The 14,486-nt window shown below is 71.1% G+C and carries 11 protein-coding genes; 9 read left to right on the forward strand and 2 right to left on the reverse strand.

Annotated features, from left to right (window positions below; all coding sequences use genetic code 11):
- The first annotated feature begins 95 nt into the window (after positions 1-95).
- The 6 genes from rsmA (at position 96) to Sco07f_RS34040 (ending at position 8,742) form a co-directional block, all read left to right on the forward strand.
- On the forward strand, positions 96-971 hold the full coding sequence (rsmA, locus tag Sco07f_RS34015) for a 16S rRNA (adenine(1518)-N(6)/adenine(1519)-N(6))-dimethyltransferase RsmA (RefSeq protein WP_007450639.1): 876 nt from the start codon (positions 96-98) through the stop codon (positions 969-971).
- A 7-nt stretch (positions 972-978) separates the two neighbouring features.
- Positions 979-1,878 (forward strand): 4-(cytidine 5'-diphospho)-2-C-methyl-D-erythritol kinase, encoded by a 900-nt coding sequence (locus tag Sco07f_RS34020; protein ID WP_108990154.1) that lies wholly within the window; start codon positions 979-981, stop codon positions 1,876-1,878.
- Between the two features lie 57 nt (positions 1,879-1,935).
- Positions 1,936-3,750, forward strand: a complete 1,815-nt coding sequence (locus Sco07f_RS34025) for an ABC-F family ATP-binding cassette domain-containing protein (RefSeq protein ID WP_108990155.1) — start codon at positions 1,936-1,938, stop codon at positions 3,748-3,750.
- A 263-nt stretch (positions 3,751-4,013) separates the two neighbouring features.
- Complete coding sequence (locus Sco07f_RS34030; protein ID WP_108990156.1) at positions 4,014-5,810, forward strand: outer membrane protein assembly factor BamB family protein; 1,797 nt, start codon at positions 4,014-4,016, stop codon at positions 5,808-5,810.
- Positions 5,811-5,928: 118 nt separating this feature from the next.
- Complete coding sequence (locus Sco07f_RS34035) at positions 5,929-7,821, forward strand: outer membrane protein assembly factor BamB family protein (protein WP_174855460.1); 1,893 nt, start codon at positions 5,929-5,931, stop codon at positions 7,819-7,821.
- Between the two features lie 246 nt (positions 7,822-8,067).
- Entirely contained in the window at positions 8,068-8,742 is a 675-nt protein-coding gene (locus Sco07f_RS34040; protein ID WP_042826347.1) for a response regulator transcription factor, read from the forward strand.
- A gap of 216 nt (positions 8,743-8,958) precedes the next feature.
- Here Sco07f_RS34040 and Sco07f_RS34045 read toward each other — a convergent pair whose 3' ends face one another.
- Complete coding sequence (locus Sco07f_RS34045; RefSeq protein ID WP_007450679.1) at positions 8,959-9,270, reverse strand: hypothetical protein; 312 nt, start codon at positions 9,268-9,270, stop codon at positions 8,959-8,961.
- 21 nt (positions 9,271-9,291) lie between these two features.
- A complete protein-coding gene (locus tag Sco07f_RS34050; RefSeq protein WP_007450677.1) occupies positions 9,292-10,980 on the reverse strand; it encodes a sodium:solute symporter family protein in 1,689 nt (562 codons plus the stop codon).
- A gap of 214 nt (positions 10,981-11,194) precedes the next feature.
- Here Sco07f_RS34050 and galT point away from each other — a divergent pair, with 214 nt between their 5' ends.
- Genes galT through galK form a run of 3 tightly spaced genes read left to right on the forward strand, consistent with a single transcriptional unit; the run spans position 11,195 to position 14,427 of the window.
- Positions 11,195-12,256, forward strand: a complete 1,062-nt coding sequence (gene galT, locus Sco07f_RS34055) for a galactose-1-phosphate uridylyltransferase (RefSeq protein ID WP_108990157.1) — start codon at positions 11,195-11,197, stop codon at positions 12,254-12,256.
- Positions 12,253-13,215 (forward strand): UDP-glucose 4-epimerase GalE, encoded by a 963-nt coding sequence (galE, locus tag Sco07f_RS34060; protein ID WP_108990158.1) that lies wholly within the window; start codon positions 12,253-12,255, stop codon positions 13,213-13,215. The genes galT and galE overlap by 4 nt, the downstream gene beginning before the upstream one ends.
- A 48-nt stretch (positions 13,216-13,263) precedes the next feature.
- Positions 13,264-14,427: a galactokinase gene (gene galK, locus Sco07f_RS34065; RefSeq protein ID WP_087790635.1), complete on the forward strand. Its 1,164-nt coding sequence runs from the start codon at positions 13,264-13,266 to the stop codon at positions 14,425-14,427.
- The last annotated feature ends 59 nt before the right edge of the window (positions 14,428-14,486 follow it).

Consider the following 14,486-nt stretch of genomic DNA (forward strand, 5'->3'; position numbering starts at 1 on the left):
CTGAAGCCGCCCCGGCGCCCGGCCGCGCGGCTGTTCCCGCCCGCAGGGCCCGGCTGCGGGCAGGAGCCCCACGCGCCCCCGGCTACCCTTGCCGGGTGAGCAGCCCCGCCCCCGACGCCCTCCTGGGTCCCGCCGACGTCCGTGAACTCGCGGCGGCCCTCGGCGTACGACCCACCAAGCAGCGCGGTCAGAACTTCGTCATCGACGCGAACACGGTCCGCCGTATCGTCCGCACCGCCGAGGTACGCCCCGACGACGTGGTGGTCGAGGTGGGGCCGGGTCTCGGCTCGCTCACCCTGGCCCTGCTGGAGGCCGCCGACCGGGTCACCGCCGTCGAGATCGACGACGTACTCGCCGGCGCCCTGCCCGCCACCGTCGCCGCCCGCATGCCGGAGCGCGCCGACCGGTTCGCCCTCGTGCACTCCGACGCGATGCACGTCACCGAGCTGCCGGGCCCCGCCCCGACCGCGCTGGTCGCGAACCTCCCGTACAACGTCGCCGTGCCCGTCCTCCTCCACATGCTCGACACCTTCCCGGGCATCGAGCGGACCCTCGTCATGGTGCAGAAGGAGGTCGCCGACCGGCTCGCCGCCGGGCCCGGCTCGAAGGTGTACGGCGTGCCGTCCGTGAAGGCGAACTGGTATGCGGAGGTGAAGCGGGCCGGTTCCATCGGCCGCAACGTCTTCTGGCCCGCACCGAACGTCGACAGCGGGCTCGTGTCACTCGTCCGGCGGACCGAGCCGCTGAAGACCACCGCGTCCAAGGCCGAGGTCTTCGCCGTCGTCGACGCCGCTTTCGCCCAGCGCCGCAAGACCCTGCGGGCCGCGCTCGCCGGATGGGCGGGGTCGGCCGCCGCCGCCGAGGCCGCCCTCGTCGGCGCGGGCGTGTCGCCGCAGGCGCGCGGAGAGGCGCTGACCGTGGAAGAGTTCGCGCGTATCGCCGAGCACAAGCAGCAGGCAGTCAGGGAGTGACGAGCAAGTGAGCGTGACGGTCCGCGTCCCCGCCAAGGTCAACGTGCAGCTCGCGGTCGGCGCCGCTCGCCCCGACGGCTTCCACGACCTCGCCAACGTCTTCCTCGCCGTCTCCCTGTACGACGAGATCACCGCGACCCCGGCCGCCGACGGGCTCCGCGTCACCTGCGAGGGGCCCGACGCCGGCCAGGTCCCGCTGGACCGCACCAACCTCGCCGCCCGCGCGGCCGAGGCGCTGGCCGCGCGGTACGGCCGCGCACCCGACGTCCACCTCCACATCGCCAAGGACATCCCCGTCGCCGGCGGCATGGCGGGCGGCAGTGCCGACGGCGCGGGCGCGCTGCTCGCCTGCGACGCCCTGTGGGGCACCGGCGCCTCCCGCGAGGAGCTGCTCGAGATCTGCGCCGAGCTGGGCAGCGACGTGCCGTTCAGCCTGGTCGGCGGGGCCGCGCTGGGCACCGGGCGGGGGGAACGGCTGGCGGAGCTGGAGGTGGGGGGCGACTTCCACTGGGTGTTCGCGCTGGCCGCGCGGGGACTGTCGACGCCGGCCGTCTTCCGCGAGTTCGACCGGCTGGGCGAGGGCCTGGACATTCCCGAGCCGGTCGCCGACCAGGCGGTGCTCGACGCCCTCGCCAAGGGTGACCCGGCCGCGCTCGCCGTGGCCGTTTCCAACGACCTCCAGCCCGCCGCGCTCTCCCTCTTCCCCGAGCTGTCCGACACCCTCGCCGCGGGCCGGGCGGCCGGAGCACTGGCGGCCCTGGTCTCGGGCTCGGGCCCGACCGCGGCCTTCCTCGCGACCGACGCCAAGTCCGCCTCCGACATCGCCGGGGTGCTGCGGGCGTCGGGGACCTGCCGCGACGTGCGCACGGCATCCGGAGCGGTGCCGGGGGCGACCGTCCTGGACTGAGGCCCACGGCGGCCGGACTACCCTGGAGGGTCGAGTGATCCCCCAGGCAGGAGAGAAATGGCCGTCAATCTGGTCAATGTCGAGAACGTCAGCAAGGTGTACGGCACCCGTGCACTCCTCGACGGCGTCTCCCTCGGCGTCTCCGAGGGGGACCGCATCGGTGTCGTCGGGCGCAACGGCGACGGCAAGACGACCATGATCCGGATGCTGGCCAGGCTGGAGGAGCCCGACACCGGGCGGGTCACCCACTCCGGCGGGCTGCGGCTCGGCGTGCTCACGCAGCACGACTCCCTCGACCTCGCCGCCACCGTCCGGCACGAGGTCATCGGCGACATGGCCGACCACGAGTGGGCGGGCAACGCCAAGGTCCGGGACGTGCTGACCGGGCTGTTCGGCGGGCTCGACATGCCGGGGTTCCCGCAGGGCCTCGACACCGTCATCGGGCCGCTCTCCGGCGGCGAGCGGCGCCGGATCGCGCTGGCCAAGCTGCTCATCGAGGAGCAGGATCTCGTCGTCCTCGACGAGCCCACCAACCACCTCGACGTCGAGGGCATCGCCTGGCTCGCCAAGCACCTGCGCGAGCGGCGCTCCGCACTCGTGTGCGTCACCCACGACCGATGGTTCCTCGACCAGGTCTGCACCCGCATGTGGGACGTGCAGCGCGGCGACGTCTACGAGTACGAGGGCGGCTACTCCGACTACGTCTTCGCCCGCGCCGAGCGCGAGCGCATCGCCGCCACCGAGGAGACCAAGCGCCAGAACCTGGTCCGCAAGGAGCTGGCCTGGCTGCGGCGCGGGGCACCCGCCCGCACGTCCAAGCCCCGCTTCCGCGTCGAGGCCGCCAACGAGCTGATCGCCGACGTGCCGCCGCCCCGCGACAGCAGCGAGCTGATGAAGTTCGCCTCCTCACGGCTCGGCAAGACCGTCTTCGACCTGGAGGACGTCACCGTCCAGGCCGGCCCCAAGGTGCTGCTCAAGCACGTCACCTGGCAGCTCGGCCCCGGCGACCGCATCGGCCTGGTCGGCGTCAACGGCGCCGGCAAGACCTCCCTGCTGCGCGCCATGGCCGAGGCCGCCCGCAGCGAGGGCGAGCGCCAGCCGGCGGGCGGGCAGGTGAAGGTCGGCAGGACCGTCAAGCTGGCCTACCTGTCGCAGGAGGTCGCCGAGCTGGACCCCACCTGGCGGGTGCTGGAGGCCGTGCAGCGCGTCCGCGAGCGCGTCGACCTCGGCAAGGGCCGCGAGATGACCGCCGGACAGCTCTGCGAGACCTTCGGCTTCGGCAAGGAGAAGCAGTGGACGCCGGTCGGTGACCTGTCCGGCGGTGAGCGGCGGCGGCTCCAGCTGCTGCGGCTCCTCATGGACGAGCCCAACGTCCTCTTCCTCGACGAGCCCACCAACGACCTCGACATCGAGACCCTGACCCAGCTGGAGGACGTCCTCGACGGCTGGCCCGGCTCGATGATCGTCATCTCCCACGACCGGTTCTTCGTCGAGCGGACCACCGACCGCGTCTTCGCCCTCCTCGGCGACGGCGCGCTGCGCATGCTGCCGCGCGGCATCGACGAGTACCTGGAGCGGCGCCGGCGCATGGAGGAGGCCGCCGCGTCCAGCGCCCCGGCCGTGGCGGCCAAGCCCGCCGCCGACGTGCCCGAGAAGAGCGCCGCCGACGTGCGCGCCGCCAAGAAGGAGCTCCAGAAGATCGAGCGCCAGCTGGACAAGGTCTCCGAGAAGGAGACCAAGCTGCACGCGCAGATCGCCGAGAACGCCACGGACTTCGCCAAGGTGGCCGAACTGGACGCCGAGCTGCGCGAGCTGTCCGGGCAGCGCGACGAGCTGGAGATGCGCTGGCTGGAACTGGCCGAGGACGCCTGAGGTTCCTGCGGGCGAGGGGCGCGGGTGGTGTAAAGGCGGCGTGAAGGCGCGTAACGGAGGCATCACGGGCCGGTCCTCCCTTGGGAACAGGGGTGGACGCGGCCCGGTGGGGGGTTGGCCGCGGGTGATAGAAAGGCCGTCCGAGGACTGTCCGAGCACGGTCCGAGGCAGTGTGAACCATCGCCTTCGACGACTCCGGGGCCAGCGCGTGACCCGGGGCGTGGCTAAAAATCAGTGAGTGAGCAATAAGGGGGAACGCGCTGATGAGCCAGCCGCCGAATCAGCCGCCGCAGCCGGGAGGCTTCGGAGCACCGCAGGACCCGCCTCCGGGAGGTTTCGGAGCGCCGCAGAACCCGCCTCCGGGCGGCTTCGGGGCACCGACCCCGCCGCCCCCGCAGGGCCCGCCGCCCGGCCCGCCGCCGCAGCAGCCGGGCTACGGCTATCCGCAGCAGCCGGGCCAGCCGGGCCAGTACGGCCAGCAGCCCGGACCGTACAACTCCGGCCCGTACGCCCAGCCGCAGCAGCCGGGGCCGTACGGCCAGCAGCCCGGCTACGGCTACCCGCAGCAGCAGTACCCCGGCGCCCCCGGTACCCCGCCGCCCGGCGGCCCGGGGTCGCGCAACCCCTTCAAGGGCAAGCCCGCCCTCGTGATCGGTGCCGCCGTCGCGGCCCTGCTCGTCATCGGCGGCAGCGTGTGGGCCGTCACCGCGAGCGGCGGCGACGACAAGGACAAGAAGCCCGTCGCGGGCAAGAGCGACGACCCCAAGCCCACCGGCTCCAAGAGCGGCGCCCCGGTCAACCCCGGTGACGGCGGCGGCGACGGCGGCGAGGACCCCGAGAACCTCAACGAGGGCCGCCAGGCCGGCGAGTCCAAGGTGCTCTGGTACAAGGAAGCACCCGACGCCCCCGGTTCAGGCGCCGACGCCGACGGCATGTGGATCACCGACAAGGCCGCGGTGAAGGCGGCCTACAAGCAGGTCTTCGCCTACAACGTCGGGGACGGCAAGCCCACCTGGGACCCGGTCACCTTCCCGGAGAAGATCTGCTCGGTCACCCCGGAGAAGACGGCCGCCGACAAGATCGTCGTCGCGTACATGAGCGGCTCCAGCGACCGCGCCAAGTGCAACCAGCTCCAGGAGATCGACCTCGCCACCGGCGAGAAGGGCTGGTCGGAGAAGGTCGCCGACGGTGACCTCTTCGACTCCACCCTCTCCCTCGAACTCTCGCTCAGCGGCGACGTCATGATGGTCGGCCGCTCCCAGTCCGGCACCGCCTACGACGTCCGCAGCGGCAAGAAGCTGTACGAGAAGAAGAAGTACGGCGACGCCTGCTTCCCGGCCGGGTTCGCGGGCAGCGCGAAGAAGCTCGTCCAGGTCGCCTCCTGCGGCGCCGGCGGCAACAACGCGCACGACGAGCTCCAGGGGCTCGACCCGAAGACCGGCAAGGTCCTGTGGACCTACAAGTACGAGAAGGGCTGGCGGATCGCCCGCGCCTACTCCGTCGACCCGCTCGTCGTCTACGCCACCAACGAGGACAAGAAGGTCTGGAACATCTCCTCGTTCACCGCGAAGGGCAAGGTCCAGGAGCAGGTCGGAGTCGACGAGGACTTCGCCCCCGAGTGCGGCTGGGCCATCCTCGAACGCGACCTCCAGGGCTGCTCGGGCGTGGCCGTCGCCGGGAACACCCTCTACCTGCCGACCAAGGCGACCAGCGGCGCCAACGAGATCGTCGCGATCGACCTCGCCAGCGGCAAGGAGAAGTGGCGCACCAAGTCCCCGGCGGACGAGTCGATGACGCCGGTCAAGATCGAGGGCGACCAGCTCATCGCGTACGTCCAGCCGTCCTACGACGCCGGCGGCCAGATCGTGTCCATCCCGACCGGCGGCAGCGACCACAAGCCGTCCAAGCTCCTCCAGAACCCGCAGGGCGTCGCGGACATCGAGAACGGCTTCTACTCCAAGGACATCGACTGGGTCGACGGGCGGTTCTTCATCTCCACCACCCGTCTGAACGGAAACGACGAGTCGAAGGAGAAGTTGATGCTCGCCTACGGCAAGTGACCTCTTCTCCGGCCGATTCTCCGGCCGATTCCCTGGCCGGTTCCCCGGCCGCCGCTCCGGGCGCGCTCACGCGGCCCGTTCCGTCCCCGTCGTCTCCGCTCACCGAGGTGCTCACGTCATGACCCAGCCGCCGCCCCCGCCGCCCCACCAGCCCCCGCAGGGGGGCGGCTTCGGCCCGCCGCAGAACCAGCCGCAGCAGCCGCCCACGCCGCCCTCCGGGCCCGACCTGGGCAAGGCTCCCCAGCAGCCGGGCTACGGCTACCCGCAGACACCCCCGGCCCCGCCGACCCCGCCCGCGGGACCGCCGCCCCAGCAGCCGGGCTACGGCTACCCGCAGACCCCGCCCCAGCCCCAGCCGGGGTACGGCTACCCCGGTCAGCAGCCGGGACAGCCCGGTCAGCCGGGTCAGCCGGGGCCGTACGGGCAGCCGACGCCGCCCTACGGCCAGCCGGGGCAGCCCGTCCAGCCGGGACAGCCCGGCTACGGCTACCAGCCCCAGACGATGCCCATGCAGCCCCAGGCCGCGGGCGGCCCGGGCGGTGGCGGCCGGAAGATCAACGCTCAGGTCGCGATCATCGTCGCGGCCGTCGTCGCGATCGCGCTGATCATCGGCGGCGGGGTCTGGTACGCCGGTTCCTCCGGCAAGGACGACGGCAAGAAGGACACCGCCGGCACCAGTGGCGGCAAGGGCGGCGACGGCGGCACGGACCAGAAGGGCGGCGACGGCGACAAGTCCTCGGGTGCCGTGGAGAAGGCGCCCTCCGACCCCGCCGCGAAGGTGCTCTTCCAGGTCCCCATGCCCGCGGTGAGCAAGGAGGACGGCACCGCTGACGTCTCCGGTTCCTGGCTCACCGACAAGGTGTACGCCAAGAGCGGTATCGCCGAGGTCGTCGGCTACGACCCCGACAAGGGCAGCAAGAAGTGGACGATCAAGCTGGAAGGCCCCGTCTGCGCCGTCACCCCGCGCGTCACGGACGACAACAAGACGGTGATCGTCTACGAGCCCGAGATGCCGACCAAGGCGGAGCCCGCCCACGGTTGCAGCCAGGTCGCCGTCCTCGACCTGGACGCCGGGAAGAAGGTCTGGACGAAGACCGCCGGCGAAGGGCCCATCAACTTCGACAACGTCACGATCAGCGGTGACACCGTCGCCGCGGGCAGCACCGACGGTGGTGTCGCCTTCGACATCGCCAAGGGAGACATCCTCTGGTCCCCGAAGCCGGCCGACACCTGCTACGACGCGGGCTACGGCGGCGGTGAGAAGCTGGTCGCCGTCCGCAAGTGCGGCACGTACGACGCGCGGCAGCTGAACATCCAGACCATCGACCCCAAGAGCGGGAAGGTGCTCTCCGAGTACAAGATGGCCAAGGGCATCGACTACGCGGCCGTCGTGTCGACCAACCCGCTGGTCGTGGCCGCCGACGTCGGCGACTCCGCCGGTGACGGCAGCGGCATCTCGGACTTCTTCTCCATCGACAACAAGACCGGCAAGCTGCTCACCCGCATCTCGGCGCCCGGCGACCAGTTTGCCGCCCGCTGCGACAGCATCACCAAGCCCGAGAGCTGCAAGGGGCTGGCGGCCGGCAACGGCAAGCTCTACATCGCCACCGAGGAGCACGAGGGCGGCGGCGAGTCGTACAGCCGGGCCAACGAGGTCGTCGCCTTCGACCTGGCCACCGGCAAGCAGACCGGCCAGCGCGCCGACTCCGGCGACGACTACACGATCATCCCGCTGCGCATGGACGGCGGCAACGTGATCGCCTACAAGCGCCCGCCCTACGACAAGGGTGGCCAGATCGTGAGCATCGACGGCGCCACGTTCAAGCAGACGACGCTGCTGGAGAACCCGGCGACGGAGGCGGTGCGGGACGTGGAGTCCAGCATGTCGCCGGACTACTCCGAGGTGATCTACGCGCAAGGGCACCTGTACATGTCCGAGGTGTACGCCAGCGAGCGGAGCAGCACGGACGAGAAGGAGTACCTGGCGATCGGGTTCGGCACCAGCGGCTGACGCCGACGCCGACGCCGACGCCGACGCCGACGCCGACGCAGACGTCGTCGCCCGGGTGACCGTTCCGGCCCCGTCCCTGTCACAGGGGGCGGGGCCGGCCGCGTCGCGGGAGGGTGCCGCGGGGGATTTCGGTGCTCCGGGGCGGTTCTCGCCGGTAGGGGCAGCGCGCGGGCGGCCCAGCGTGTAGCTTCCGGGGACATGCCGGGGGCATGCCGGGGTGGGACAGAGTGACTGGGGGGTTGCTCCATGGGAGTAAGGCTCATGGTGGTCGACGATCACCGTTTGCACGCCGAGGCGCTGGCCTCGGCGCTGAAGCTGCGGGGGCACCGGGTGCTGGCCGCGGCGGCACCGGCCGCGGGCGCGGCGGAGCTGGTGATCAGCAGGGCACCCGAGGTCTGCCTGCTGGGGACGGCGGCACCGGCCGAGCCGGGGATCTTCGACCCGGTGGCGCGGGTCAAGCGGGAGCGTCCGCAGGTGGCCGTACTGGTGCTGGGACCGGTGCCGAGCCCGCGCGGCATCGCGGCGGCGTTCGCCGCGGGGGCGTCGGGGTACGTACGGCACGACGAGCGCATAGAGGGCGTCGAGCGGGCGATCATGAAGGCGCGGGCCGGGGAGGCGGCGGTGGCGCCGGCGTTGTTGCAGGGGGCCTTCGGCGAGCTGCTGAACCCGGCGGCCCAGCCCGACGACGAGGGACAGCGGCTGTTGCAGATGCTGACGCCGAGGGAGGTGGAGGTGCTGGTACGGGTGGCCGACGGCGAGGACACCCGCCTGATCGCGGCCGGCATGGGCATCGCCCCGTCCACTGCCCGCACCCACGTCCAGCGCGTCCTGATGAAACTGGGCGTCGGCTCCCGCCTGGAGGCAGCAGCCCTGGCCGCCCGAACGGGCCTGCTGGACCGGGCGGGCGCCTCGATCCCGTAACCGCCCGCCGCCCGCTGCGGGCAGTCGTGCCGCCTGAGCCGCGGGCAGTCGTGCCGCCGGGGCGGCACGGGTGGGCGCTGGGGGTACCTCCCAGGCCGTCCAGGCACTGGGGGAGGCACCCCGGCAGCGCCGGGCCGCGCACCCCGCCCCGCGCCCACCCCCACGCCGGGCAACCGGAGAACGCCGGACCACCCGCCCGGCGTCAGAACCCGGCCGTCACTCCTCCCCGCCGCCCTCTTCCAACGGCGGCACAGGCGGAGCCGTGGGCCGCAGCTTCAGCCAGACCAGGAAGAAGATCCCCAGGACCAGCATCCCCACCCCGGTCCACAGATTGATGTTCACCCCCTGCGCCTTGTCGATCTCGTCGTCGGACGCCGCGAACCCCGCGATCGTCACGATGACGCCGTAGATCACGAACAGCCCGCCGATGATCCGCCGGATGTCGAAGAGCCGCGCGGCGGTGACGGACTTGGTCTCCAGCTCGGAGACCTCGTCCTGAAGGTTCTTGTCGGAGTAGGAATCAGACATGTTCTCTCAATCCTCCCGCGATCAGAACGAGAACGGGATGTAGCAGGCGGCGGCCAGGACGACCGCCCCCCAGCCCAGCAGCGCCGGCTTGCGGTACCACGCGTCGTCCCCCTTGGCGGGTGGCTCCGCCATGCCGGGAGAGGTCGTGCCGTAGACCAGACCCTGGAGTTCGGTGGCGGGCTTCGGCGCGGTGAACAGGGACACCGCGACCATGACCACCGCACCGGCGACGAATCCCGCGATCGCGGAGACGAAGTTGGCGCCCTGGTCGGAGGGGATGTCGATGATGCCCTGCTTGTAAATGACGAAGTAGTTCACCATCGCCGCGGTGGTACCCGCGATCAGCCCCCAGAAGCCGGACTTCATCGACGCCCGCTTCCAGAACATGCCGATGATGAAGACCACGAACATCGGCACGTTGAAGAAGGAGAAGAGCGTCTGGAGGTAGCTCATGATGTTCGAGAACGACGAGGCCAGGAACGCCGTGCCGATCGAGGCCAGCACGCCGATCACCGTGATCAGGCGCCCGAAGCGGACGTAGTAGCCGTCCTCGCGGTCCTTCACCACGTACTTCTGCCAGATGTCGGTCGTGAAGACGGTGTTGAAGGACGAGATGTTGGCCGCCATGCCGGCCATGAAGGCCGCCAGCAGACCGGTCACCGCGATGCCGAGGACGCCGTTGGGCAGCAGTTGCTGCATGAGGTACGGGATCGCGTCGTTGTACTGGAGGTCCGAGCCGGGCGTGCCGATCTTCGGGACCAGGACCGCGGCGACCAGGCCCGGGATCATCACGACGAACACGATGAAGATCTTCGGGAACGCCGCGATCAGCGGTGTGCGCTGGGCGGCCGAGAGGTTCTTCGCCGACAGGGCGCGCTGCACCTCGGCGAAGTTCGTCGTCCAGTAGCCGAAGGAAAGCACGAAGCCGAGACCGAGCACGATGGTCAGCCAGTTGGCACCCAGCGGGTTCTCGCTGCCGATGCCCGTGCCGCCCCAGGCCGTCATGAAGTCGGAGCCGTGGGACTTGGAGAGGGAGTCGGACAGGCCGTCCCAGCCGCCGACCTTCTTCAGGCCCAGCACGGTGATCGGGATGAGGCCGGCCAGGATCACGAAGAACTGGAGGACCTCGTTGTAGATGGCCGAGGAGAGGCCGCCCAGGGTGATGTACGCCAGGACGAAGAAGCCGGCCACCACGATGGCCACCCACTCCGGCCAGCCCAGCAGCGCCTCCACGACGATCGCGAGGGCGTAGAGGTTCACGCCGGCGATCAGGATGGCCGCGACGGCGAACAGAGCCGAACTGAGCAGGTGGGAGGCCTTGTCGAAGCGGAGCAGCAGGAACTCCGGGACCGAGCGGACCTTCGAGCCGTAGTAGAACGGCATCATCACCAGGCCGAGGAAGACCATCGCCGGGATGGCGCCGATCCAGTACCAGTGGGTCGTGTAGACGCCGTACTGGGCGCTGTTGGCGGCCATGCCGAGGATCTCGGTGGCACCCAGGTTGGCGGCGACGAAGGCGAGGCCGGTGACCCAGGCGGGCAGGGAACGGCCGGACAGGAAGAAGTCCAGGCTCGTCTTGACCGACCGGCGGGCGGCGAAGCCGATGCCCAGGACGACCAGGAAGTAGATCCCGAGGATCGTGTAGTCGAGCCAGTTGGTGGGGAGTCGAAGCTCTGCGGCTAGATAGGTGGAGCTTGTGGGGGTTTGCATTAAGCACTCGCTTCGTTCGCGAACTGATCCGGAGCGGAACCTACGCCTCCGCGTTCAGTAATTGAACACTTCTGGTGATGAACTTTGTTTGATTGTGATGAACCGGCGCCACGGAGGCGGTCATGGTGGGTTGTGGCGTGTTATGTTTGATTGTGTTCGGTGATTGATGGGTGTCCTTGGCGACCGTCATGGGTCGGTGCAGAGGAGAGCGGCAGTGAAGAAGACCTCGACCCGGCTGGCCGACGGCCGTGAGCTGGTCTACTACGACCTGCGGGACGACACCGTGCGCGACGCCGCGGACCGCCGTCCGCTGGAGCGGACCGTCACCACCTCCGAGATCCGCCGCGACCCGCTGCTCGGCGACTCGGTCGCCGTCGCCTCGCACCGCCAGGGCCGCACCTACCACCCGCCGGCCGACCAGTGCCCGCTGTGCCCCTCGCGCGGCGACCGCCTGAGCGAGATCCCGGACTCGTCGTACGACGTCGTGGTCTTCGAGAACCGCTTCCCCTCGCTGGCCGGCGACTCCGGCCGCTGCGAGGTCGTCTGCTTCACCTCCGACCACGACGCCTCGTTCGCCGACCTGAGCGAGGAACAGGCCCGGCTCGTGCTCGACGCCTGGACGGACCGCACCTCCGAGCTGTCCCATCTGCCCTCCGTCGACCAGGTGTTCTGCTTCGAGAACCGGGGCGCCGAGATCGGCGTGACGCTGGGTCACCCGCACGGGCAGATCTACGCCTACCCGTTCACCACCCCGCGCACCGCCCTGATGCTGCGTTCACTCGCCGCCCACAAGGACGCGACCGGCGGGGAGAATTTGTTCGACTCCGTCCTGGCGGAGGAGCTGTCCGGCGACCGCGTCGTCCTGGAGGGCGAGCACTGGGCCGCCTTCGTGCCGTACGCCGCGCACTGGCCGTACGAGGTGCACCTCTACCCGAAGCGCCGGGTGCCGGACCTGCTCGGCCTCGACGAGGCGGCGCGCACAGAGTTCCCCCAGGTCTATCTGGAACTCTTGAGGCGCTTCGACCGGATCTTCGGCGAGGGAGAGCCTCCGACGCCCTACATCGCGGCCTGGCACCAGGCGCCGTTCGGGCAGCTGGACGAGTTCGAGGGCGTGACGCGGGACGACTTCGCGCTGCACCTGGAGCTTTTCACCATTCGCCGCACTTCGGGCAAGCTGAAGTTCCTCGCGGGCTCCGAGTCCGGCATGAACGTGTTCATCAACGACGTGCCCCCGGAGCGCGCGGCCGAGCGACTGCGAGAGGTAGCGAGTTCATGAGCGGGAAGTACCTGGTGACAGGTGGTGCGGGTTACGTCGGCAGCGTCGTCGCCCAGCATCTGCTGGAGGGCGGCCACGAGGTCGTCGTCCTCGACAACCTCTCGACGGGATTCCGCGAGGGCGTGCCGGCGGGCGCCACGTTCATCGAGGGCGACATCCGCGATGCCGCCAAGTGGCTGGACCCCTCCTTCGACGGCGTGCTGCACTTCGCCGCCTTCTCCCAGGTCGGCGAGTCGGTCGTGAAGCCCGAGAAGTACTGGGACAACAACGTCGGCGGCACCATGGCCCTCCTCGCGGCCATGCGGGACGCGGGCGTCCGCCGCCTCGTCTTCTCCTCCACCGCCGCCACCTACGGCGAGCCGGAGCAGGTCCCGATCGTCGAGACCGCGCCGACGCGGCCCACGAACCCGTACGGCGCCTCCAAGCTCGCCGTCGACCACATGATCACCGGCGAGGCGGCCGCCCACGGCCTGGGCGCGGTCTCCCTGCGCTACTTCAACGTCGCGGGCGCGTACGGCGCGTACGGCGAGCGCCACGACCCCGAGTCGCACCTCATCCCGCTGGTCCTCCAGGTCGCGCAGGGCCGCCGCGAGGCCATCTCCGTCTTCGGCGACGACTACCCGACGCCGGACGGCACCTGCGTACGCGACTACATCCACGTCGCCGACCTGGCCGAGGCCCACCTGCTGGCCGTGGCGGCGGCCACCCCGGGCGAGCACCTCATCTGCAACCTGGGCAACGGCAACGGCTTCTCCGTCCGCGAGGTCGTCGAGACGGTGCGGAGGGTGACGGGCCACCCGATCCCCGAGGTCGTGGCCCCGCGCCGGGGCGGCGACCCGGCGGTCCTGGTGGCGTCGGCGGACACCGCCCGCGAGAAACTGGGCTGGAACCCGTCCCGCGCGGACCTCGCGGGCATCGTGTCGGACGCGTGGGAGTTCGCGCAGCGACGCGCGGGCTAGGACGCACGGCACTCACGGACTTACCGAAAAGGGCGAGGGGTCAGAGGCATGGGCGAGGCTGTCGCGAGGACCGTCGGCGAGCGGTTCCGGGAGCTGTACGGGGCGGATGCGGAAGGAGTGTGGGCGGCGCCGGGCCGGGTGAACCTCATCGGGGAACACACCGACTACAACGACGGCTTCGTCATGCCGTTCGCCCTGCCTCACCAGGCCGTCGCGGCCGTCTCCCGGCGCGAGGACGGCATCCTGCGCCTGCACTCGGCGGACATCGCGGCCGACCCGGTCGAACTGCGCGTCGCCGACCTCACCCCCGGCTCGGACAAGTCCTGGACCGCGTACCCCTCGGGCGTCGTCTGGGCGCTGCGCGAGGCGGGCCACGAACTGACCGGCGCCGATGTCCACCTGGCCTCCACGGTCCCCTCGGGCGCGGGCCTGTCCTCCTCCGCGGCCCTGGAGGTCGTCGTCGCCCTGGCGCTGAACGACCTCTACTCCCTCGGCCTGCGCGGCTGGCAGCTGGCCCGCCTGTGCCAGCGCGCGGAGAACGTCTACGTGGGCGCCCCCGTCGGCATCATGGACCAGACGGCCTCGGCCTGCTGCGAGGAGGGCCACGCCCTCTTCCTCGACACCCGTGACCTCTCCCAGCGCCAGATCCCCTTCGACCTCGCCGCCGAGGGCATGCGCCTGCTGGTCGTCGACACCCGCGTCAAGCACTCCCACAGCGAGGGCGAGTACGGCAAACGCCGGGCCGGCTGCGAGAAGGGCGCCGCGCTCCTGGGCGTCGACGCCCTGCGCGACGTGCCCTACGCCGGCCTGGACGCCGCGCTGGAACGCCTCGGCGACGAGGAGGAGATCCGCCGCCTCGTCCGGCACGTCGTGACCGAGGACGAGCGCGTCGAACGGGTGGTGTCGCTCCTGGAGTCCGGCGACACCCGGGCCATCGGCCCCGTCCTCGTCGAGGGCCACGCCTCGCTGCGCGACGACTTCCGCATCTCCTGCCCCGAGCTGGACCTGGTCGTCGACACGGCCCTCGCCTCCGGCGCCCTCGGCGCCCGCATGACCGGCGGCGGCTTCGGCGGCTCGGCGATCGTCCTGGTGGAGGCCGCCGACGTGGACCCCGTCACCAAGGCCGTCGAGGACGCCTTCGCGGCGTCCGCCCTCAAGGCCCCGCGAGTGTTCGAGGCGGTGCCTTCGGCGGGGGCACGGCGGGTGGGGTGAGCCAGGGGCAGGTGTCCACGGCGCGGTGACGATCGGGGGCCGTCGGGTTCCAGGAGTTT

This window comes from Streptomyces coelicoflavus, from assembly GCF_003112555.1.
GTDB classification, from domain to species: Bacteria; Actinomycetota; Actinomycetes; order Streptomycetales; family Streptomycetaceae; genus Streptomyces; species Streptomyces coelicoflavus.

Excerpts from the sequence above, each read along its gene's own strand:
- Sco07f_RS34025 (WP_108990155.1), top strand. The coding sequence starts at position 1,936 with ATGGCCGTCAATCTGGTCAATGTCGAGAACGTCAGCAAGGTGTACGGC.
- Sco07f_RS34030 (WP_108990156.1), top strand. The coding sequence starts at position 4,014 with ATGAGCCAGCCGCCGAATCAGCCGCCGCAGCCGGGAGGCTTCGGAGCA.
- Sco07f_RS34035 (WP_174855460.1), top strand. The coding sequence starts at position 5,929 with ATGACCCAGCCGCCGCCCCCGCCGCCCCACCAGCCCCCGCAGGGGGGC.
- Sco07f_RS34040 (WP_042826347.1), top strand. The coding sequence starts at position 8,068 with ATGGGAGTAAGGCTCATGGTGGTCGACGATCACCGTTTGCACGCCGAG.
- Sco07f_RS34045 (WP_007450679.1), bottom strand. The coding sequence starts at position 9,270 with ATGTCTGATTCCTACTCCGACAAGAACCTTCAGGACGAGGTCTCCGAG.
- Sco07f_RS34050 (WP_007450677.1), bottom strand. The coding sequence starts at position 10,980 with ATGCAAACCCCCACAAGCTCCACCTATCTAGCCGCAGAGCTTCGACTC.
- galE (WP_108990158.1), top strand. The coding sequence starts at position 12,253 with ATGAGCGGGAAGTACCTGGTGACAGGTGGTGCGGGTTACGTCGGCAGC.
- galK (WP_087790635.1), top strand. The coding sequence starts at position 13,264 with ATGGGCGAGGCTGTCGCGAGGACCGTCGGCGAGCGGTTCCGGGAGCTG.